The organism is Nonomuraea sp. JJY05, from assembly GCF_043496855.1.
Lineage (GTDB): Bacteria > Actinomycetota > Actinomycetes > Streptosporangiales > Streptosporangiaceae > Nonomuraea.
Genome location: NZ_JBIEIS010000010.1, coordinates 219,700 through 235,077, shown reverse-complemented (window position 1 = coordinate 235,077; position 15,378 = coordinate 219,700). Strand labels below are relative to the sequence as shown.

Annotated in this window: 18 protein-coding genes; 8 read left to right on the top strand and 10 right to left on the bottom strand. The window is 69.8% G+C overall.

Annotated features, from left to right (window positions below; translation table 11 throughout):
- Positions 1-127 precede the first annotated feature (127 nt).
- Together ACFKCF_RS18045 and ACFKCF_RS18040 are read right to left on the bottom strand one after the other, a co-directional pair.
- Positions 128-1,606: an SPFH domain-containing protein gene (locus ACFKCF_RS18045; protein WP_394494905.1), complete on the bottom strand. Its 1,479-nt coding sequence runs from the start codon at positions 1,604-1,606 to the stop codon at positions 128-130.
- Between the two features lie 14 nt (positions 1,607-1,620).
- The gene (locus tag ACFKCF_RS18040) at positions 1,621-1,821 is read right to left on the bottom strand and encodes a hypothetical protein (protein ID WP_394494903.1); all 201 of its coding nucleotides are present in this window, start codon (positions 1,819-1,821) and stop codon (positions 1,621-1,623) included.
- A gap of 240 nt (positions 1,822-2,061) precedes the next feature.
- On the opposite strand from ACFKCF_RS18040, the gene ACFKCF_RS18035 reads away from it, so the two are divergent.
- The 5 genes from ACFKCF_RS18035 (at position 2,062) to ACFKCF_RS18015 (ending at position 6,576) form a co-directional block, all read left to right on the top strand.
- On the top strand, positions 2,062-2,919 hold the full coding sequence (locus tag ACFKCF_RS18035; protein WP_394494901.1) for a PrsW family intramembrane metalloprotease: 858 nt from the start codon (positions 2,062-2,064) through the stop codon (positions 2,917-2,919).
- Positions 2,920-3,086: 167 nt separating this feature from the next.
- The gene (locus ACFKCF_RS18030; protein WP_394494899.1) at positions 3,087-5,243 is read left to right on the top strand and encodes a nitrate- and nitrite sensing domain-containing protein; all 2,157 of its coding nucleotides are present in this window, start codon (positions 3,087-3,089) and stop codon (positions 5,241-5,243) included.
- Between the two features lie 13 nt (positions 5,244-5,256).
- Positions 5,257-5,664 (top strand): roadblock/LC7 domain-containing protein, encoded by a 408-nt coding sequence (locus ACFKCF_RS18025; RefSeq protein WP_319707425.1) that lies wholly within the window; start codon positions 5,257-5,259, stop codon positions 5,662-5,664.
- A complete protein-coding gene (locus ACFKCF_RS18020) occupies positions 5,661-6,023 on the top strand; it encodes a DUF742 domain-containing protein (protein ID WP_394494897.1) in 363 nt (120 codons plus the stop codon). The genes ACFKCF_RS18025 and ACFKCF_RS18020 overlap by 4 nt, the downstream gene beginning before the upstream one ends.
- The gene (locus tag ACFKCF_RS18015; RefSeq protein ID WP_185069805.1) at positions 6,004-6,576 is read left to right on the top strand and encodes an ATP/GTP-binding protein; all 573 of its coding nucleotides are present in this window, start codon (positions 6,004-6,006) and stop codon (positions 6,574-6,576) included. Before ACFKCF_RS18020 ends, ACFKCF_RS18015 begins: the two co-directional genes overlap by 20 nt.
- Here the strand turns inward: ACFKCF_RS18015 and ACFKCF_RS18010 are convergent.
- The 6 genes from ACFKCF_RS18010 to ACFKCF_RS17985 form a co-directional block, all read right to left on the bottom strand.
- On the bottom strand, positions 6,573-6,950 hold the full coding sequence (locus ACFKCF_RS18010) for a DUF742 domain-containing protein (protein WP_394494896.1): 378 nt from the start codon (positions 6,948-6,950) through the stop codon (positions 6,573-6,575). The genes ACFKCF_RS18015 and ACFKCF_RS18010 overlap by 4 nt on opposite strands.
- A complete protein-coding gene (locus tag ACFKCF_RS18005; protein WP_394494894.1) occupies positions 6,947-9,292 on the bottom strand; it encodes a nitrate- and nitrite sensing domain-containing protein in 2,346 nt (781 codons plus the stop codon). The genes ACFKCF_RS18010 and ACFKCF_RS18005 overlap by 4 nt, the downstream gene beginning before the upstream one ends.
- Before the next feature lie 56 nt (positions 9,293-9,348).
- Positions 9,349-10,035 carry a DUF998 domain-containing protein gene (locus ACFKCF_RS18000; RefSeq protein WP_394494892.1) on the bottom strand — a complete coding sequence of 229 codons (687 nt, stop codon included), beginning with the start codon at positions 10,033-10,035 and terminating at the stop codon, positions 9,349-9,351.
- A gap of 82 nt (positions 10,036-10,117) precedes the next feature.
- On the bottom strand, positions 10,118-10,489 hold the full coding sequence (locus ACFKCF_RS17995; protein WP_394494890.1) for a VOC family protein: 372 nt from the start codon (positions 10,487-10,489) through the stop codon (positions 10,118-10,120).
- Positions 10,490-10,506: 17 nt separating this feature from the next.
- Positions 10,507-10,884: a VOC family protein gene (locus ACFKCF_RS17990; RefSeq protein WP_394494889.1), complete on the bottom strand. Its 378-nt coding sequence runs from the start codon at positions 10,882-10,884 to the stop codon at positions 10,507-10,509.
- Positions 10,885-11,022: 138 nt separating this feature from the next.
- Entirely contained in the window at positions 11,023-12,147 is a 1,125-nt protein-coding gene (locus ACFKCF_RS17985) for a S1 family peptidase (RefSeq protein ID WP_394494887.1), read from the bottom strand.
- Between the two features lie 183 nt (positions 12,148-12,330).
- Here ACFKCF_RS17985 and ACFKCF_RS17980 point away from each other — a divergent pair, with 183 nt between their 5' ends.
- The gene (locus ACFKCF_RS17980; protein ID WP_394494886.1) at positions 12,331-12,819 is read left to right on the top strand and encodes a hypothetical protein; all 489 of its coding nucleotides are present in this window, start codon (positions 12,331-12,333) and stop codon (positions 12,817-12,819) included.
- 13 nt (positions 12,820-12,832) lie between these two features.
- Here the strand turns inward: ACFKCF_RS17980 and ACFKCF_RS17975 are convergent, their stop codons facing one another.
- Positions 12,833-13,165: a winged helix-turn-helix transcriptional regulator gene (locus tag ACFKCF_RS17975; RefSeq protein WP_394494884.1), complete on the bottom strand. Its 333-nt coding sequence runs from the start codon at positions 13,163-13,165 to the stop codon at positions 12,833-12,835.
- An 87-nt stretch (positions 13,166-13,252) separates the two neighbouring features.
- Between ACFKCF_RS17975 and ACFKCF_RS17970 the strand changes: the two genes are divergently transcribed.
- Together ACFKCF_RS17970 and ACFKCF_RS17965 are read left to right on the top strand one after the other, a co-directional pair.
- Complete coding sequence (locus ACFKCF_RS17970) at positions 13,253-13,825, top strand: NADPH-dependent FMN reductase (RefSeq protein WP_394494883.1); 573 nt, start codon at positions 13,253-13,255, stop codon at positions 13,823-13,825.
- A 15-nt stretch (positions 13,826-13,840) separates the two neighbouring features.
- Positions 13,841-15,121, top strand: a complete 1,281-nt coding sequence (locus ACFKCF_RS17965; protein ID WP_394494882.1) for a TIGR04013 family B12-binding domain/radical SAM domain-containing protein — start codon at positions 13,841-13,843, stop codon at positions 15,119-15,121.
- Here the strand turns inward: ACFKCF_RS17965 and ACFKCF_RS17960 are convergent.
- Positions 15,118-15,351: a hypothetical protein gene (locus ACFKCF_RS17960; protein WP_394494880.1), complete on the bottom strand. Its 234-nt coding sequence runs from the start codon at positions 15,349-15,351 to the stop codon at positions 15,118-15,120. The genes ACFKCF_RS17965 and ACFKCF_RS17960 overlap by 4 nt on opposite strands.
- Positions 15,352-15,378 lie beyond the last annotated feature (27 nt).

Below are 15,378 nucleotides of genomic sequence, written 5' to 3'. Positions count from 1 at the left end.
CCCTCGGCCTCGGCCTGCGCCTGGGCGACCGCCGCGCACTAAGTCCATGACCTGCTCCCGGGAGGACGTGGTCGTATGAGTTGCCGACCAGACTTCCCGGCTCGCCCCAATGAAAAGGTACGCCCGATCAAGGCGCTTTACTAGGTATCTCCGGCTCTGTCCCATTGGGGGTGGCGCCGTTGAGCAGGGCCCTGGCCAGGCCGATCCCGGCGCCGCCGAGCGTGAGGGCCTTGGCCAGCAATTCCTCGACGCCCTGGGCGCCGTTCAGCACCACCATGTGGTCCACGTTCCCGAACGCCTTCGCGCCCGCCTCCACGACCTCCGGCCAGCGCTCGGCGAGCTGCTGGGCGATGACCGCCTCCTGGTTCTCCTTCAGCGCCTCGGCGCGCGCCCTGATCGCCTGCGCCTCCGCCAGACCCTTGGCCTCCGACGCCTCGGCCTCGGCCAGGCCCAGCGCCTTGGCGGCCTCGGCCTGGGCCAGACCGCGGGCCCGGGCGGCCTGGGCCTCGGCCTCGGCCTCGCCGGCGATCTTCGTGGCGGCGCCGGAGGCCTCGCCGCGCAGCCGTACCGACTCGGCGTCCGCCGCGGCGGCCAGCTTGACCTGGGAGGCCTGCGCGGCGGCGCGCAGCTCGGTCTCCCTGGCCTCGGCCTCCGCCTGCGCGATGCGGGCGTCGCGCTCGGCCTGGGAGAGCGTGACGGTCTCGTACGCCTTGGCGTCGGCGGGCTTGCGCACCTGCGACTGCAGCCGCTGCTCGGCGAGCTTGGCCTCCAGCTCGGCGGCCCTCGTCTCCTGGACCACCACCTCCTGGCGGGCGGTCGCCTCCGACAGCGGGCCCGCCTGGCGGGCGGTGGCCTGGGCCTGGTCGATCTCGGCCTGGTAGGAGGCCTCCTTGATGCGGGAGTCGCGGCGGGCGGCGGCCATGTTGGCGGCGGCGATCTGCTCGGCCTCGGTGGCCTCCTGGTCGCGCTGGGCCTGGGCGATGCGGGCGGTGGAGGCGACCTTGGCGGCGTGCGGCTTGCCGAGGTTGACGATGTAGCCGGTCTCGTCGTCGATCTCCTGGATCTGCAGGGAGTCGACGATCAGGCCCAGCTTGCTCATCTCGTCGGCGGCCGAGGCCCTGGTCTCGCTGGTCAGGCGCTCGCGGTTGAGTATGAGGTCCTCGATGGTGAGGTTGCCGATGATCGAGCGCAGGTGGCCGGTGAACAGCTCGTGGATGGCGCTCGTCATGAAGTCCTGCTGGTCGAGGAAGCGGCGGGCGGCGTTGGCGATGGAGGACAGGTCGTCGCCGACCTTGTAGATGACCACGCCGCGGATGTGCACGGGGATGCCCTGCTGGGTGACGCAGGAGACCTGGAGGTTGGCGGCCCTCGTGTCCAGCCGCAGCCGCCTGGCCGCCTGGAACCCCGGCAGCACCGCCGCACCCTTGCCTGTGATGATCTTGAAGCCCAGGCTGTCCACGCCCTCGCCACGGCGGCGGGCGCCCAGCCCGGAGATGATCAGGGCCTCGTTGGGCTCCGCGACCCGCCACACGGCCTTGAACAGCAGGATGATGACGACCGCGGCGGCGACGATGCCGCCGGCGGCGATGTAGAACTCGGGGGACATCGGAGCGGCCTCCCTTAGATGAGTGCCCTGGCCACGTAGACGGTCCGCGGGGGGAAGTACTCGACCACGACCACGATGGATCCGGTCTGGAACTCCTCGTCGGGCACGCTGGGATGTGCGTAGAACGCCTCCACGCCGCCTCTGACCGGGATCATGACCTCGCCGACGAGCCCTGGGCCGATCTTCCCCGTGACCCTGCCCTGCTTGCCGACCACCGGACTCCCCCCGCTCGCGATATCCCGGACGCTACTCCAAAGGAGGATTCGCGGTAATAGGCCGTACGAAAGATTCCGGCGGCACGCGCCCCGGCGGGCGAGCGTTCGGACATTCGGGACGATTGACGCCTGAGACGACGATTGACGCGTGAGGAACGGGGGTATTCGCGGTTCGACGGTTTGGGCTGGACCTGGCGGCGCCGTCACGGCAGCCCTCCGCGCTGTGGAGGTGAAGGCGCTGTGAAGCTGTGGCTGCGGGTCTTCCTGATCGGGTTCGTCTTGTGGCTGGCCAGCGTCGCGGTCACCGGCTGGACGGGCAACTCCAACCTCGTGCCGACCGTGGTGCTGTTCGGCAGCTTCCTGGTGCCCGTGACGTTCGTGGTCTGGGCCTACGGGCGCGACCGCTCGCCGCGGGTGACGGTCGAGCTGCTGTTCGTGGCGTTCGTGGTGGGCGGCGTGCTGGGCGTGCTCGGCGCGTCCCTGCTGGAGAGCCTGCTGATCCGGCCGTCGATCATCATGTACGTCCTCGTCGGCCTCATCGAGGAGGGCGTGAAGCTCGGCGCGCTGATGTTCGTCACCAGGAGGATGGAGCGGCGTTCCGCCCGGGACGGCATCGTGCTCGGCGCCACCGTCGGCTTCGGCTTCGCCGCGTTCGAGAGCGCCGGGTACGCCTTCAACGCCCTCTTCACCGCCGACGGCCTGTCGCTGTCCCAGCTCGTCGAGACCGAGGTGCTGCGCGGCATCCTGTCGCCCGTAGGGCACGGGCTGTGGACGGCCGTCCTGGGCGGCGTGCTGTTCGCGGCGCGTGGCCGGATCACCGGCTCCGTCGTCCTGGCCTACCTCGGCGTCTCGTTGCTGCACGCCCTCTGGGACTCCATGACCGCCATCGCGATCGCGATCACGCTGGTGCTGACCGGCCAGCCGTGGCAGTGGGAGCTTCTGCGCATCGGCCGGGTCCCGAACGTGACCGCGTGGCAGGTGCACGTGTACACCATGGTCAACTGGGCCGGACTCATCACGATCTCGCTGGTAGCGCTGCTGTGGCTGCGGACGATCGCCGCCAAGGCGCGTCACGAGCGGGAGATCTTGTCCCAATAATCACGGTAATGAACGTGTTCCTCCCACTGCGCCGGAACCATAAACGATGCTAGTCTCCTATGCGATCTTCCGGAGGTGTATTTACACAAGGTGTGGAAATGCCCCCGACTCGAGGTTGGGACATGGGCTCGCGAAACCGGTCAATTCGGTTCAAGATCTTCTTATTGTTGCTGCTACCCCTTCTGTCTCTGAGCGCGCTCTGGGGTTTCGTCCTCAACCTCACCATGGGCGACGCCCAGTCACTGCTCCGCGCGAACACGCTCTATCGGACTCTCGGCGTCACCTCCACCGACCTGGGATTACAGCTTCAGGCCGAACGGGTGCGCTCCGCGGAGACGCTCACTACGCGTAAGCTCACCTCGGTGCTCAGCGCCCAGCGCGCCCGCACCGACAGGTCGGTCACCGACTTCAAGCTGGCCGTCATGGAGGCCGGCGGTTCGGTCGGCGACGATCTGCGACTGTCGCTCGACACCCTCGAATCCGCCCTCGGCCGTCTCGGGGCGATCAGGGCCGACATCGACGGCGGCCTCGGCTCCCGGCTGGCCGGGCTGGACGAGTACAACCGCATCCTCGACTCGATCTTCACCCTCTACGACCACCTGGTCTCCGTCTCCGATCTGACGATCTTCCAGCAGGCGTCCTCGCTGCAGGCCATGGGCATGGCCAGGGAGTACATCGCCAGGGAGCACGCGCTCGTCATCGGGGCGCTGGCCGACCGCCGGCTCACCGCTCCCGAGGTCTCCGCCTTCACCGAGTACGCGGCCTCCAGGAAGTTCCTGCACGCGCGCGGCCTGGCCGGGCTCGACGTGACGCTGCGCCGGCCGTACGAGCAGGTCTTCGCCAGCGAGCCGTTCCAGACCTTCGCCACCATGGAGGCGCGGATCATCAAGACCGGCAGCCCGCCCCCCACCGCCGAAGGGTGGACCGAGGCCGTCGACAAGCTCACCTCACGGCTCGACCAGCTCGGCTCCTCCTCGGCGGGCGTGCTGGCCGCGCGCACGTCCGAGGCCGCGACCTCCACCATCGTCAAGATCTCCATCGCCGGCGGCCTCGGCTTGATCGCCGTGCTCGCGTCGATCATCATCTCTGTACGCTTCGGCCGCCGCCTGGCCGGCGAGCTGGCCGGGCTGCGTACCGCCGCGATCGAGCTGTCGCAGAGCCGGCTGCCCGACATCGTCGAGCGGCTGCGCAAGGGCGAGGACGTCGACGTGCGGAAGGAGGCCAAGGCGATCAAGGTGCACGGTTCCGCTGAGATCACCGACGTCGCCAGGGCCTTCGGCTCCGTGCAGCGCACCGCCGTGACGGCGGCGGTCGGCCAGGCCGCGATGCGGCGCGGGGTCGGCCAGGTCTTCCTCAACCTCGCCCGGCGCAAGCAGGGCCTGCTGCACCGGCAGCTGTCGCTGCTGGACGCCATGCAGCGCCGTACGCACGACCCCGACCGGCTCGAGGAGCTCTTCCGCCTCGACCACCTGACCACCCGCATGCGCCGGCACGCCGAGAGTCTGATGATCCTGTCGGGGGCCGCGCCGGGACGGGCCTGGCGCAAGCCGGTGCCCGTGATCGACATCGTCCGCGCGGCCATCGCCGAGATCGAGGACTACACCAGGGTCACCGTCGAGGGCATGCCGGTCGCCGCGGTCGACGGCACCGCCGCCGCCGACCTCACCCACCTGGTGGCCGAGCTGGTCGAGAACGCCACCATCTACTCGCCGCCGGACACCACGGTCCAGGTCCGCGGCGACCTGGTGAGCAACGGATACGTCATCGAGGTCGAGGACCGAGGGCTCGGGCTGTCGGTCGCCGAGTACTCGGCGTTCAACACGCGGATGGCCGCGCCGCCGGAGTTCGACCTGGCCGACAGCGACAGGCTGGGCCTGTTCGTGGTGGCCAAGCTGGCGCAACAGTACGGGATCAAGGTGCTGCTGCGGGCCTCGCCCTTCGGCGGGACGACGGCCATCGTGCTCGTTCCGCGTTCGATGGTGACCGAGCCGGCGGCGCTGGAGGCGGGCGATGTCGACGGCAAGGCCGATCTGCCGAGCCGTACGCGGAAGAAGGCGCTCGCTGTCGTGACCTCGGGCACCCATGCGGGACTGCCCAGACGGGTGCGCCAGGCCAATCTGGTGCCGCAGCTCAAGGAGAGCCCGCCGCTCGGACAGGAGCGGGCTCCCGAGCAGGAGCCGCGTGGGCAGGAGCCCCGTGGACAGGAGCCGCGTGGGCAGGAGCCGCCGCCCGAACGCTCTCCGGACGAGGTAAGGGACTTGTTCTCCGCTTTCCAGCGGGGGACCCAACGCGCCCGAGAAGAAGCCTCTGAGGAGGGGCCATGAGTAAGGGGGATGCATGACTTTGCCGACCACCAACACCGGTGAGCTCAACTGGCTGCTGGACGATCTTGCCACCAGGGTCGCCGCCGTGCGTCAGGCCGTCATCTTGTCGACCGACGGTCTCGCGGTGGGTTACTCGAAGGGTTTGACCCGGGAGGACGCCGAGCATCTGTCGGCGGTGGCGGCCGGGTTCCAGAGCCTGGCCCGTGGCACCGGACGCCATTTCGGCGGCGGCGACGTGCGTCAGACCATTGTGGAGATGGAATCCGCCTTCCTGTTCGTGACGGCGGCGGGACAGGGAACGTGCCTGGCCGTGATCGCCGATGCGAACGTGGACGTCGGCCACATCGCCTACGAGATGGCGATGCTGGTCAAGCGGGTGGGCCAGCACATCACCACCAATCCGCGCGCTGGAGCGTCATGAGCGATAGCCCGCAGTGGTTCGATGAGGACGCGGGGCCCGTCGTCCGGCCCTATGCTCTCATCCGCGGCCGTACGCGTTCCTCAGGGGACACGTTCGACCTCGTGGCAACCGTGCGCGCCATCGGCGACCCGCCTGGCGAGCTCGGCCCCGAACAGCAACTCATCCTGCGGGCAGCACGTAATCCGATCTCGGTGGCCGACCTGGCCGTCGAGCTCGACCTGCCCGTCGGCGTCGTCCGGGTCCTGCTGGGCGACATGCGTGACCACGGCCTCATCTCGGTGTCGTCGCCCTCATCCGGAGGGTCGCGGTCGAATGAGCGCATTCTCAAGGAAGTGATCAATGGACTCCGTGCTCTCTGAGGACCCCGTCGCGCTGAAGATTCTCATCGCAGGGGGGTTCGGCGTCGGCAAGACCACACTGGTCGGAGCGGTCAGCGAGATCAAGCCGCTGCGCACGGAAGAGGTGCTCTCCGACCGTGGGATCGGGATCGACGACCTCGACGGCGTGGAGGCCAAGAACACCACGACCGTGGCGATGGACTTCGGCCGCATCACGATCCGCGACGGGCTGGTCGTCTACCTGTTCGGGACGCCCGGGCAGGAGCGGTTCTGGTTCATGTGGGACGAGCTGTCCTACGGCGCGCTGGGCGCCGTCGTGATCGCGGACACGCGGCGGCTGACCGACTGCTTCCCGTCCGTCGACTACTTCGAGCAGCGGGGCACGCCGTTCGTGGTGGCCGTCAACTGCTTCGACGGGGCGGCACGGCACAGCGTCGAGGACGTGCGCATCGCGCTCGACCTGGACGACGACGTGCCGGTCATGCTGTGCGACGTGCGGCGGCGCACCTCCGCCAAGGAAGTCATGATCGCCCTCGTGGAGCACTCCCTGCGGACGCTGACCTCAGCGAACTAGAGCGCCCTGAGGCCGTTGATCACCTCACGGAGCAGGCTCTCCGTGGGCGTCGTGGCCTTGTCGCGCGGCGGGCGTACCGTGACCAGTCCGTGGTCGAGCAGGTCGCCCAGCAGCACTCTCACGACACCGACGGGCAGGCCCAGATCCGAGGCGACCTCGGCTACGGGCCTGGTCTGACCTGCCACGATGCCCAGCAGCCGCCGGTGCTGAGCGCTGAGCTCCGCCTTGGCCGGGACGGGCAGCCCCGTCCCGGCGACGGTCGCCAGCAGGTCGAGCGCGTTGGAGGAAGTGGGCCTGGTGCGCCCGCGCGCGACCGCGTACGGCCGCACGACGGGACCCGCCTCCTCATCGACCCACTCGTGCTCGCCGCTCACGATTGAGATCCCCCATCCTGGTCACTGGCGTCCTGCCGCCCGCGCTGCCAGCCCGACTGGAGCGAGGAGAGCAGCGCCCTGGCCTCCTCTGGTGAGCGCTCCTCGGCCGGTGGCGCCGGTGGCGGCGTCTGCTTGAGCCGCTGCGGCAGGCCCGCCTGCCGCTCGCGCTGCGGCAGGCCGGTCTCCCGCTGGCGCTCGCGCTGCGGCAGCCCGGTCTCCCTCTGCCGCTGGCGGCGCGGCAGGTCGGGCTCCTGTTGCTGCTGGGGCAGTTGCTGGGGCACGGCCACCGGGCCGCTGCCCGCCTGCTGGGGCACGGCCACGGGGCCGCCGGCGCCCGTCTGCTGGCCCCGCTTGCTGGTACGGACCCGGCGCGGCAGCTCACCCGGCCCCGTGGGCTCCTGCCGGGCTTCACCGCGGCCCAGCACCGAGACCGAGACGGACTCGAACTCCAGCGGCTGCACCGGGGTCACCATGGGCTCCACCAGGGAGCCGGGCACGAGCACGATGGCGGTGGTGCCGCCGTACGGCGAGGGCTTGAGCGTCACCTTGACGCCGTGCCTGGCCGCGAGCATGCCGACCACCGCGAAGCCCAGCCGTTCGGTCTGGGAGGGGTCGAACTCCTGCGGGCTGGCCAGGCGCGCGTTGATGCCCCTGCGCGTGGCCTCGTCCATGCCCAGGCCGCGGTCCTCGATCTCGACGGCGAAGCCCCTGCCGACCATCTCGCCGCGTACGGAGACCTCGTTGCTGGGCGAGGAGAAGGAGGCCGCGTTCTCGATCAGCTCGGCGAACAGGTGCATGAGGTCGGCCACCGCCGCGCCCGAGACGCCGCACTCGGTCATCGGGTAGACGCGTACCCGGGTGTACTCCTCGACCTGGGCCGCCGCGCCGCTCAGCACGTCCTCGATCGGGATGACGCCGCGCCACCTGCGGCCCGCCGCGCCGCCCGAGAGCAGCACCAGGCCCTCGGCGTGGCGGCGCATGCGGGTGGTCAGGTGGTCGAGCCTGAACAGGCGCTCCAGCGCCTCCGGGTCCTCCGTCTGGCGCTGCATCTCGTCGAGCATCTTGAGCTGGCGCTGCAGCAGCGACTGGCTGCGCCGGGCGAGGTTGCGCAGCGCCTGCGACACGCCCTCGCGCAGCCGGGCCTGCTCGACGGCCGCGTCCACGGCCGTGCTCTGCACGCTGTCGAACGCCGTGGCCAGGTCGGTGACCTCGCTGGTCGAGCCGCGGCCCACCGTGATGGGCGGCGCCTCGGTGGCGATGTCGACGCTCTCGCCCTTGCGCAGCTTCGTCACGACGTCCGGCAGCCTGATCTCGGCCAGGTCCAGCGCGGTACGGCGCAGCGTCCGCATCTCGCGGGTGAGCCTGCGGCCGACCCTGATCGAGATGACGATGGAGAAGATGACGGCGATGAGGCCGAGCGCGCCCGCGACGGCGGCCCGCACCACGATGCCCACGCCCGCGGGCTCCATCCTGGCCAGCAGCTTGTCGCCGGTGCGCCAGACGGCCTCGCGGAATTCCTTCTGCACCTGCTCGGACACGCCCCGCCACAGCTCGACGTCCACCGGCTGGCCGGAGATGTAGCTCTCCAGCAGGTTCTCCATGGTGCCGTAGCGCGGGGAGTAGTACAGCTTCTCGAACGGGGCCCGCAGCTCGGTGTCGAGGTTGGCCAGGGCCTTGGGGAACAGGTACGTCCTGGTGTTGTCCAGGCCGGCCAGCAGGTGGAGGTCGGAGTGCATGGTCATCCGGCCGTTCCCGGCGACGATCAGCGCGTGCTCCCGGCTCAGCAGCTCGCGTACCTCGTCGGCGGCGATCAGGCCCTGCGCCTGGAGTGCCATCTGGAGGTCGGTGCTGACCATCATCCTGGAGTACAGCAGGTGGATCTCGTCGGAGACCTTCGCGTACTCGGTGACGAGGGTGCCGGGGGTGAGCTTGCGGTCGTCCACCTTGCGGCGGATGTCCGGGATCCGGTTGATCGCCTCGAAGACGTTCTGGAGCTGGGTCTTCATGTCCTGCGTGAGCGCCGACTGCACGTCCTCGGACATGGCGCGCTCGCGCAGCGTCTTGCGGTTGTTGTCGACCTTGGCGCGCGCCTTGTTCAGCGCGTCGGGGTCCGTGATCGAGCCGGCGATCCGCTCGGCCGAGGCCAGGCGCTCGGTCTGGAGGTTGGAGATCAGGCCGTCGGCGTGGTTGATGACGCCCGTCCAGATCGTCTCGACCTTGAGCAGGTTGAGCGCGTCTCCCGACGTGGTGCTCGCGGCGAAGCCCCAGAGTGCGACCAGGGAGACCAAGGGGATGACGAGCAGCGTCGAGATCTTGAATCTGATGGATCTGCCCGATGCCATGACACCTGCTCCCGGATAGAAGATCGCGGGAGAGAATAGCATCGAAACAGGTGGTTTTAAGATCGACTTGCGATAAATCTGTGATATGTCAGGAAATTCGCACCTTGCGCACCGGTCCGCCCACTGACCGGACGCCAGGTCAGCCACGCCAGCCACGCGGCCAGCACGCCCAGCAAGGTCACCTCAGCGCCCAGCAGCAACCGCTCGACGAGCCCGATCATCACCCGCTCGCCGGGCAGGGCCACGTACGTGATCGCCAGCAGCCCGAACCCGCCGGCCAGGGTCACCCACTCCACCACCCGCGCCACGGGCTTCCAGCGGGCGTCTGAGCCCAGCCGGGGCACCATCAGCGCACCGGCGGCGGGCAGGCTCACGAACGCCGCGACGGACACGTACCGGTGGACCTGGGCCGCGAGGTCGAGATCCGCCCCGAGGGGTGTGGTCGGGACCAGGGCGGCCACCACCAGAGCCCCGGACCACACCCCCAGCAACCACTGAGGCATCCCCCGCACCGGCGCCCCGGCCGCCCGCAACCCCAGGAGCAGCGCCAGGGACCCCAACCCGAGCACCGCCATGGCGACCTCCGTGACGCCCCCGCGGTCGGACACGGCGTATTCGCTGACGGTCACGTTCATGGGGTCGAGCTGCGGGTCGGGGCCGAACTGCCCGACCAGCACGGCGACCACCGAGAACAGGATCGCGGCGCAGGCGATCAGGGGGGAGAACCTCTTCACTGCGGTCATGAGGCAACTGTCCCGCCGGGGACAGCCCTCTCGCATCCGGCTCCACCCCCGACCCGACCCTGACCCGACCCTGAGGAGAGGGTTACGGCTGGATGACCGACAGGACGTTGCCAGCCGGGTCCGTGAACCAGGCGATGGGCGGGCCGCCCTCGGCGCGGAGAACGCCCTTCGCGTCCTGCGGGAAGCCCTCGTAGTGCTCGAAACGCACTCCCCGCCCCGCCAGCTCGTCCACCGCCTTGTCGATGTCCTCGACCGGGAAGTTGAGGATCGTGAACGTGGCCGGGGTGTGATTCTCCTTCGGGTAGATCAGGATGTCGGTGCCCCCCGCGATGTGGAGCGTCAACATCCCGTGCTCCTCCGATACGCGCAGTCCCAGGGTCTCCCCGTAGAACTGCCTGGCCGCCGCTATGTCGTTCACCGCGAAACCGCTGAACGCCTTCGTCGTCCCGAACATGATCGCCTTCCCCGACGTCACATGCCTGCCCGATGGGCCTCGCTGAGCTGGATGATCTGGACGTAGTTGCCGTCCGGATCGATCGCGGTGGCGAACAGGCTGCCGTCGCGCTCCTCCAGCTCCGCCAGCCACGTCACGCCCGCGCTGTCCATGCGCGCGGCGACCGCGCGGGCGTCGGCCACGTCGAAGTTCAGGATCACCCTTCCGGGCTCCGGATTCTTGTCCGACACGTCCGTCCGCGTGTCGATGAACAGGTAGAACTCCCCGAACTTGAGCACCCCGTACCCGCCGACGTCGGAGTTGTCCTCCGGGTCGAGGGCGTTGACGTACCAGGTGCGCAGACGCTCGGGGTTCGTGCTGGCGAGCAGCAGGCTGCCGAGAACGGGTCGCCTCATCGCAAGCTCCTCCGATGGTGTTGACGTGCTTTCCATCAGACAGACCGGACGGGGCGGGGAAACTCATCGCCGCGGGGCAAAAAAGATTCCGCGCGGCACGCCCAGCCGGGCGTGCCGCGCGGAGTCAGGCGCCGGGGGTCAGCCCGTGCGGAGGGTGAGCCCGTAGACGCTCAGGATCTCGTTGACGGGCTGGTGGTACGTGGTCCCGCCGACGGAGCAGTTGCCCGAGCCGCCCGAGGTGACGCCCTGGGCCTGGCTGCCCGAGATGAACGAGCCGCCGGAGTCGCCGGGCTCGGCGCAGGCGCTGGTGCGGGTCAGGCCGGTGACGGTCCCCTGCGAGTACCTGACGGTGGCGTTGTGCTGCTGGATGGTGCCGCAGCGCCAGCCGGTGGTCGAGCCGGAGCGGCAGATGGACGCGCCCACCGCGGCCTGGGTGGAGCCGCGGACGATCACGTTCGCGCCGCCGGAGCCGCGTACCCAGGGCTGCGCGGTGTTGCCGGGAGCGGCGACCCACGCGTAGTCGTTACCCGGGAAGGAGGCGCCCTGGAAGGTGCCCGTCGGGTTGGTGGTGTTGTTGGCCACGCGGCAGTGCCCGGCGGTGACGAACCCGGGGGTGCTGCCCTTGGTGACGGAGAAGCCGACGCTGCAGCGGCTGGAGCCGATGTAGTACGGGGCGCCGCCGATGATGTTGATGAGCGGCACGGGCCGCTCGGCGGTCGCCGACACGCTGACCGCGTTCCTGTCCACGCCCGCGGCCTTGGCCAGGGCCTCAGCGGCCTCCACCGTGGGCGCCTGGATGGCGACGCTGTTGGTCTTCACGTCCACGAACCAGAGCGCCGCCCCGGCCTGGGCACGCCTCGGCGCCTGGTCGAGCTGCTGCACGATCGCGTCGAGCTGGGCGAGCGAGCGCCCGACCACGACCGGCTCGGCGCCCTGCGCCTGGATGGTGGCGGTGGCGTTGGGGTCGGTGGTGGCGACCAGGAGCTTGGAGGCGTCGTCGTTCAGCCAGGCACCGCCGAACGACGCGCCGAGCTGGGAGGTGAGCGTGGCCTGCGCGGCCGCGGCACGCTCCTCGTTGGCCAGCCGGGCGTTGACCTGCTGCTCGGAGAGTCCCAGGTCCCGTTCGAGCGCGTCGACCACGGACGGGGGAAGGGACGGGGAGGCGGATTGAGGCGCCGGGTCAGCTGCTGCGGGGCTGAGGGGGGCGGCCAGGCAGGCGGCGAGGATGACGCCGCCCACCAACGCACAGCGTTTACTCAACATGTGCACTCCTCGGGTGGGGGTGCTGTCAAGCTAACGGTTGCTTCGGCGCCTGCCAGCATGCCAAAGAGCCTCTATTTCGGTGTTATAGGGGCTTTTCGGACGCAGGCCCTGTGGGCCGATTTATCGCCTTAAAGGTGGGCGGGCGGGCGGGTCGGTATGGTCCCGTGGCTGGAGGTGTTCTCTTTGCGAAATGGTGTTCGTCATCTGCTCGGCGCCGGCGCAGGACTGCTGGCCACCCCACTCATCGCAACCGGTTTCATCGTGGGGATCGAGCGTTATCGCCACACGGCGGCCATGACCGTCGACTGGGTCACGCTGGCCGTGTACGTCGGCACGGTGGCCCTGATCGGGGTCCTGGCCGGGTCGAGGATCTCACCGCTCGCCTCGCTGCTGCCCGGCCTGGCCTTCCTCGGCTTCATCGGGGCGGCGCTGGTGCGCATCGCCCTGGGCGGTGACCACCGGATGGGGTTCGACGACGTGCCGAGCCAGTTTCTCGAGGGCTACACGGCCCTGCTCTACACCTGGTCGCTCCCCACGGGATGCATCCTGCTGACCGCCTCGCTCTTCCCCTCGCGCTGGCGGGCGGCCAAGGCCGACCCGCCCCCGCCGCCTGCGCAGGAGGCCCCGCAGCCGCCGCCGCTGCCCAAGCGGATCCCGTCCTCCCGCCACTGAGGACCCGGGGCCCCTAAGCGGACTTGGCCTCCGGCAGCGGGATCCACTTGTGCGCCCACGTCACCAGCTCGTCCAGCACCGGCCGCAGCTCCTGCCCCATCTCGGTCAGGTGGTATTCCACGCGCACCGGCGACGTGGGCAGCACGCGGCGCTCGATGAGCCCGGCGCCCTCCAGCTCGCGCAGCCGCCGGGCCAGCATCGTGTCGTTGATGCCGGGGATGGCCGCCTTGAGGTCGGCGTACCGGTGGGCGCCCTTGAAGATCATGTGGATCACCGCGCCCGACCATCGCGCCCCGATCAGCTCTAAGGCGATGTGGAAGCGCACGCAGACCGAATTGAGACTCATGCCACAAATCCTACCAGCGTTTGCTCAGAAATATGTAGCAGCTCAATAATGTTGAGTAGCTACACCGCCTGAGTGAAGGAGCATGTCATGGGCAAGCCGGTCCTGCAGATCGTCGTCGCCAGCACCCGTCCCGGCCGCGCCGGGCGTCCCATCGCCGAGTGGTTCCACGGCAAGGCCGTGGAGTCGGGACTGTTCGAGGTCGAGCTGATCGACCTGGCGGAGGTCGCCCTGCCGTTCCTGGACGAGCCCAACCACCCCCGGCTCAAGCAGTACGTGAACGCGCACACCAAGGAGTGGAGCGCCACCGTCGAGCGGGGCGACGCGTACGTGTTCGTGACCCCCGAGTACAACCACAGCTTCAACGCCGTGCTGAAGAACGCCCTCGACTACCTGCACCACGAGTGGCAGCACAAGGCGGCCGGGTTCGTCAGCTACGGCGGCGTCTCCGGCGGCACCCGCGCCGCCAACAGCTTGCGCCAGGTCACCAGCACGCTGAGGATGATCCCGGTGCTGGAGGCGGTGAACATCCCGTTCTACACGCAGTTCCTCGGCGAGGACGGCAAGGTGCACGCCAACGACGTCATGGACTCCGCCGCCGACGCCATGCTCGCCGAGCTGGCCAGGCTGACCGGCGCGCTGCGCTCGATGCGCGCCGCCTGAGCTACGCTGCCGGACGTGGCACTGGCTGTATGTGTGGTGGTCCGTTACCGCAAGGCGGTGACGTACGGCGTGCACGCGCTGCTCGCCGCGCTGGAGACCGCCGGGGTCGAGCACGAGCTGAGACTCGGCACCACCCCTGAGGAGACCGCGGAGCACATCACGGCCAGCCAGGCCGACCGCGTGCTCGTGCTCTGGTCGTTCTACTCGCCCGACGCCGAGGCCATGGCGGCCGAGCTGGCCACGGTCAGGTCGCTGAGCGACGGCCGGGGGCTGCACATCGCGGGCGGCGTGCACGCCACGGCCGAGCCGCAGCAGGTCATCGACGCGGGCTGGGACCTGGCGGGGATCGGCGAGGGCGAGTCCACGATCATCTCCCTCGTCCGGGCGCTCCAGCAGGACGAACCGCTCACCTCGGTGCCGGGGCTGGCGATCAAGGACGCCGACGGCGTCGCCCTGCGCACCAGGCCGGCGCCGCAGCTGCCGCTCGACGCGTTCCCCTCCTTCGTGGGCCGGAACGGGCCGATCGAGATCACCCGCGGCTGCCGCTACACCTGCCGCTTCTGCCAGACGCCGTTCATGTTCGGCGGGCAGTTCCGCCACCGCTCGGTCGCCAGCGTGCGCGAGCACGTGCGCGGGATGGTCGACAGGGGCCTGCGCGACATCCGCTTCATCACGCCGACCTCGCTCTCCTACGGCTCCCCCGGGCCCGATGCCGACCTGGGCAAGGTGGAGGAGCTGCTGGCCGGGATCAAGGAGGAGCTGCCGCCGCGCGGCCGGGTCTTCTTCGGGAGCTTCCCTTCGGAGGTGCGGCCCGAGCACGTCAGCCCCGAGGCCATGCGCATGCTCAAGCGCTACGTGGCCAACGACAATCTGATCATCGGCGCCCAGTCCGGCTCCGACAGGGTGCTGGCCGCCTCGGGGCGGGGCCACGACACCTCACCGGTGCGCGACGCCGTCAGGATCGCGGTCGAGCACGGCTTCCGGCCCAACGTCGACTTCATCTTCGGCATGCCGGGCGAGACCGAGGAGGACCAGGAGCAGTCGCTGAAGCTGGCCTCCGACCTGGCCGAGCTGGGGGCCCGCATCCACACCCACACCTTCATGCCGCTGCCGGGCACGCCGTGGCGGGACGCCGAGCCCGCGTTCATCCCGCTGACGACCATGAGCGAGCTGGACCGGCTGGCACAGCGCGGCGACGCCTACGGGCACTGGCGCAAGCAGGCCGAACACGCCGTACGGCTGGCCGAGACGGCCAAGGCCTACCCGCGGCGGGCACGGCGCCGGCGCACCGGCTAGTGGTCGTCGTCGTCGAAGGTGTGCAGCACCCGCTCGAACGCGTCGCTGACGGGACGCAGCGCCTGCGCGAACGCGTTGACCAGCGGACCGAAGATCTCCGTCATCTCGGTCATGAAATCGGGACTCTTGGTTTCGGGAGGCGACCAGCGCATGGAGTCAGCGCTCAGCGTCTCCCACTCGTCGACGACGCCGTCGATGGCGTCGAGCACGTGATCAGGATCGCTTGGCATGACCGTTCCCCGTGGAAGAAGGGTCGT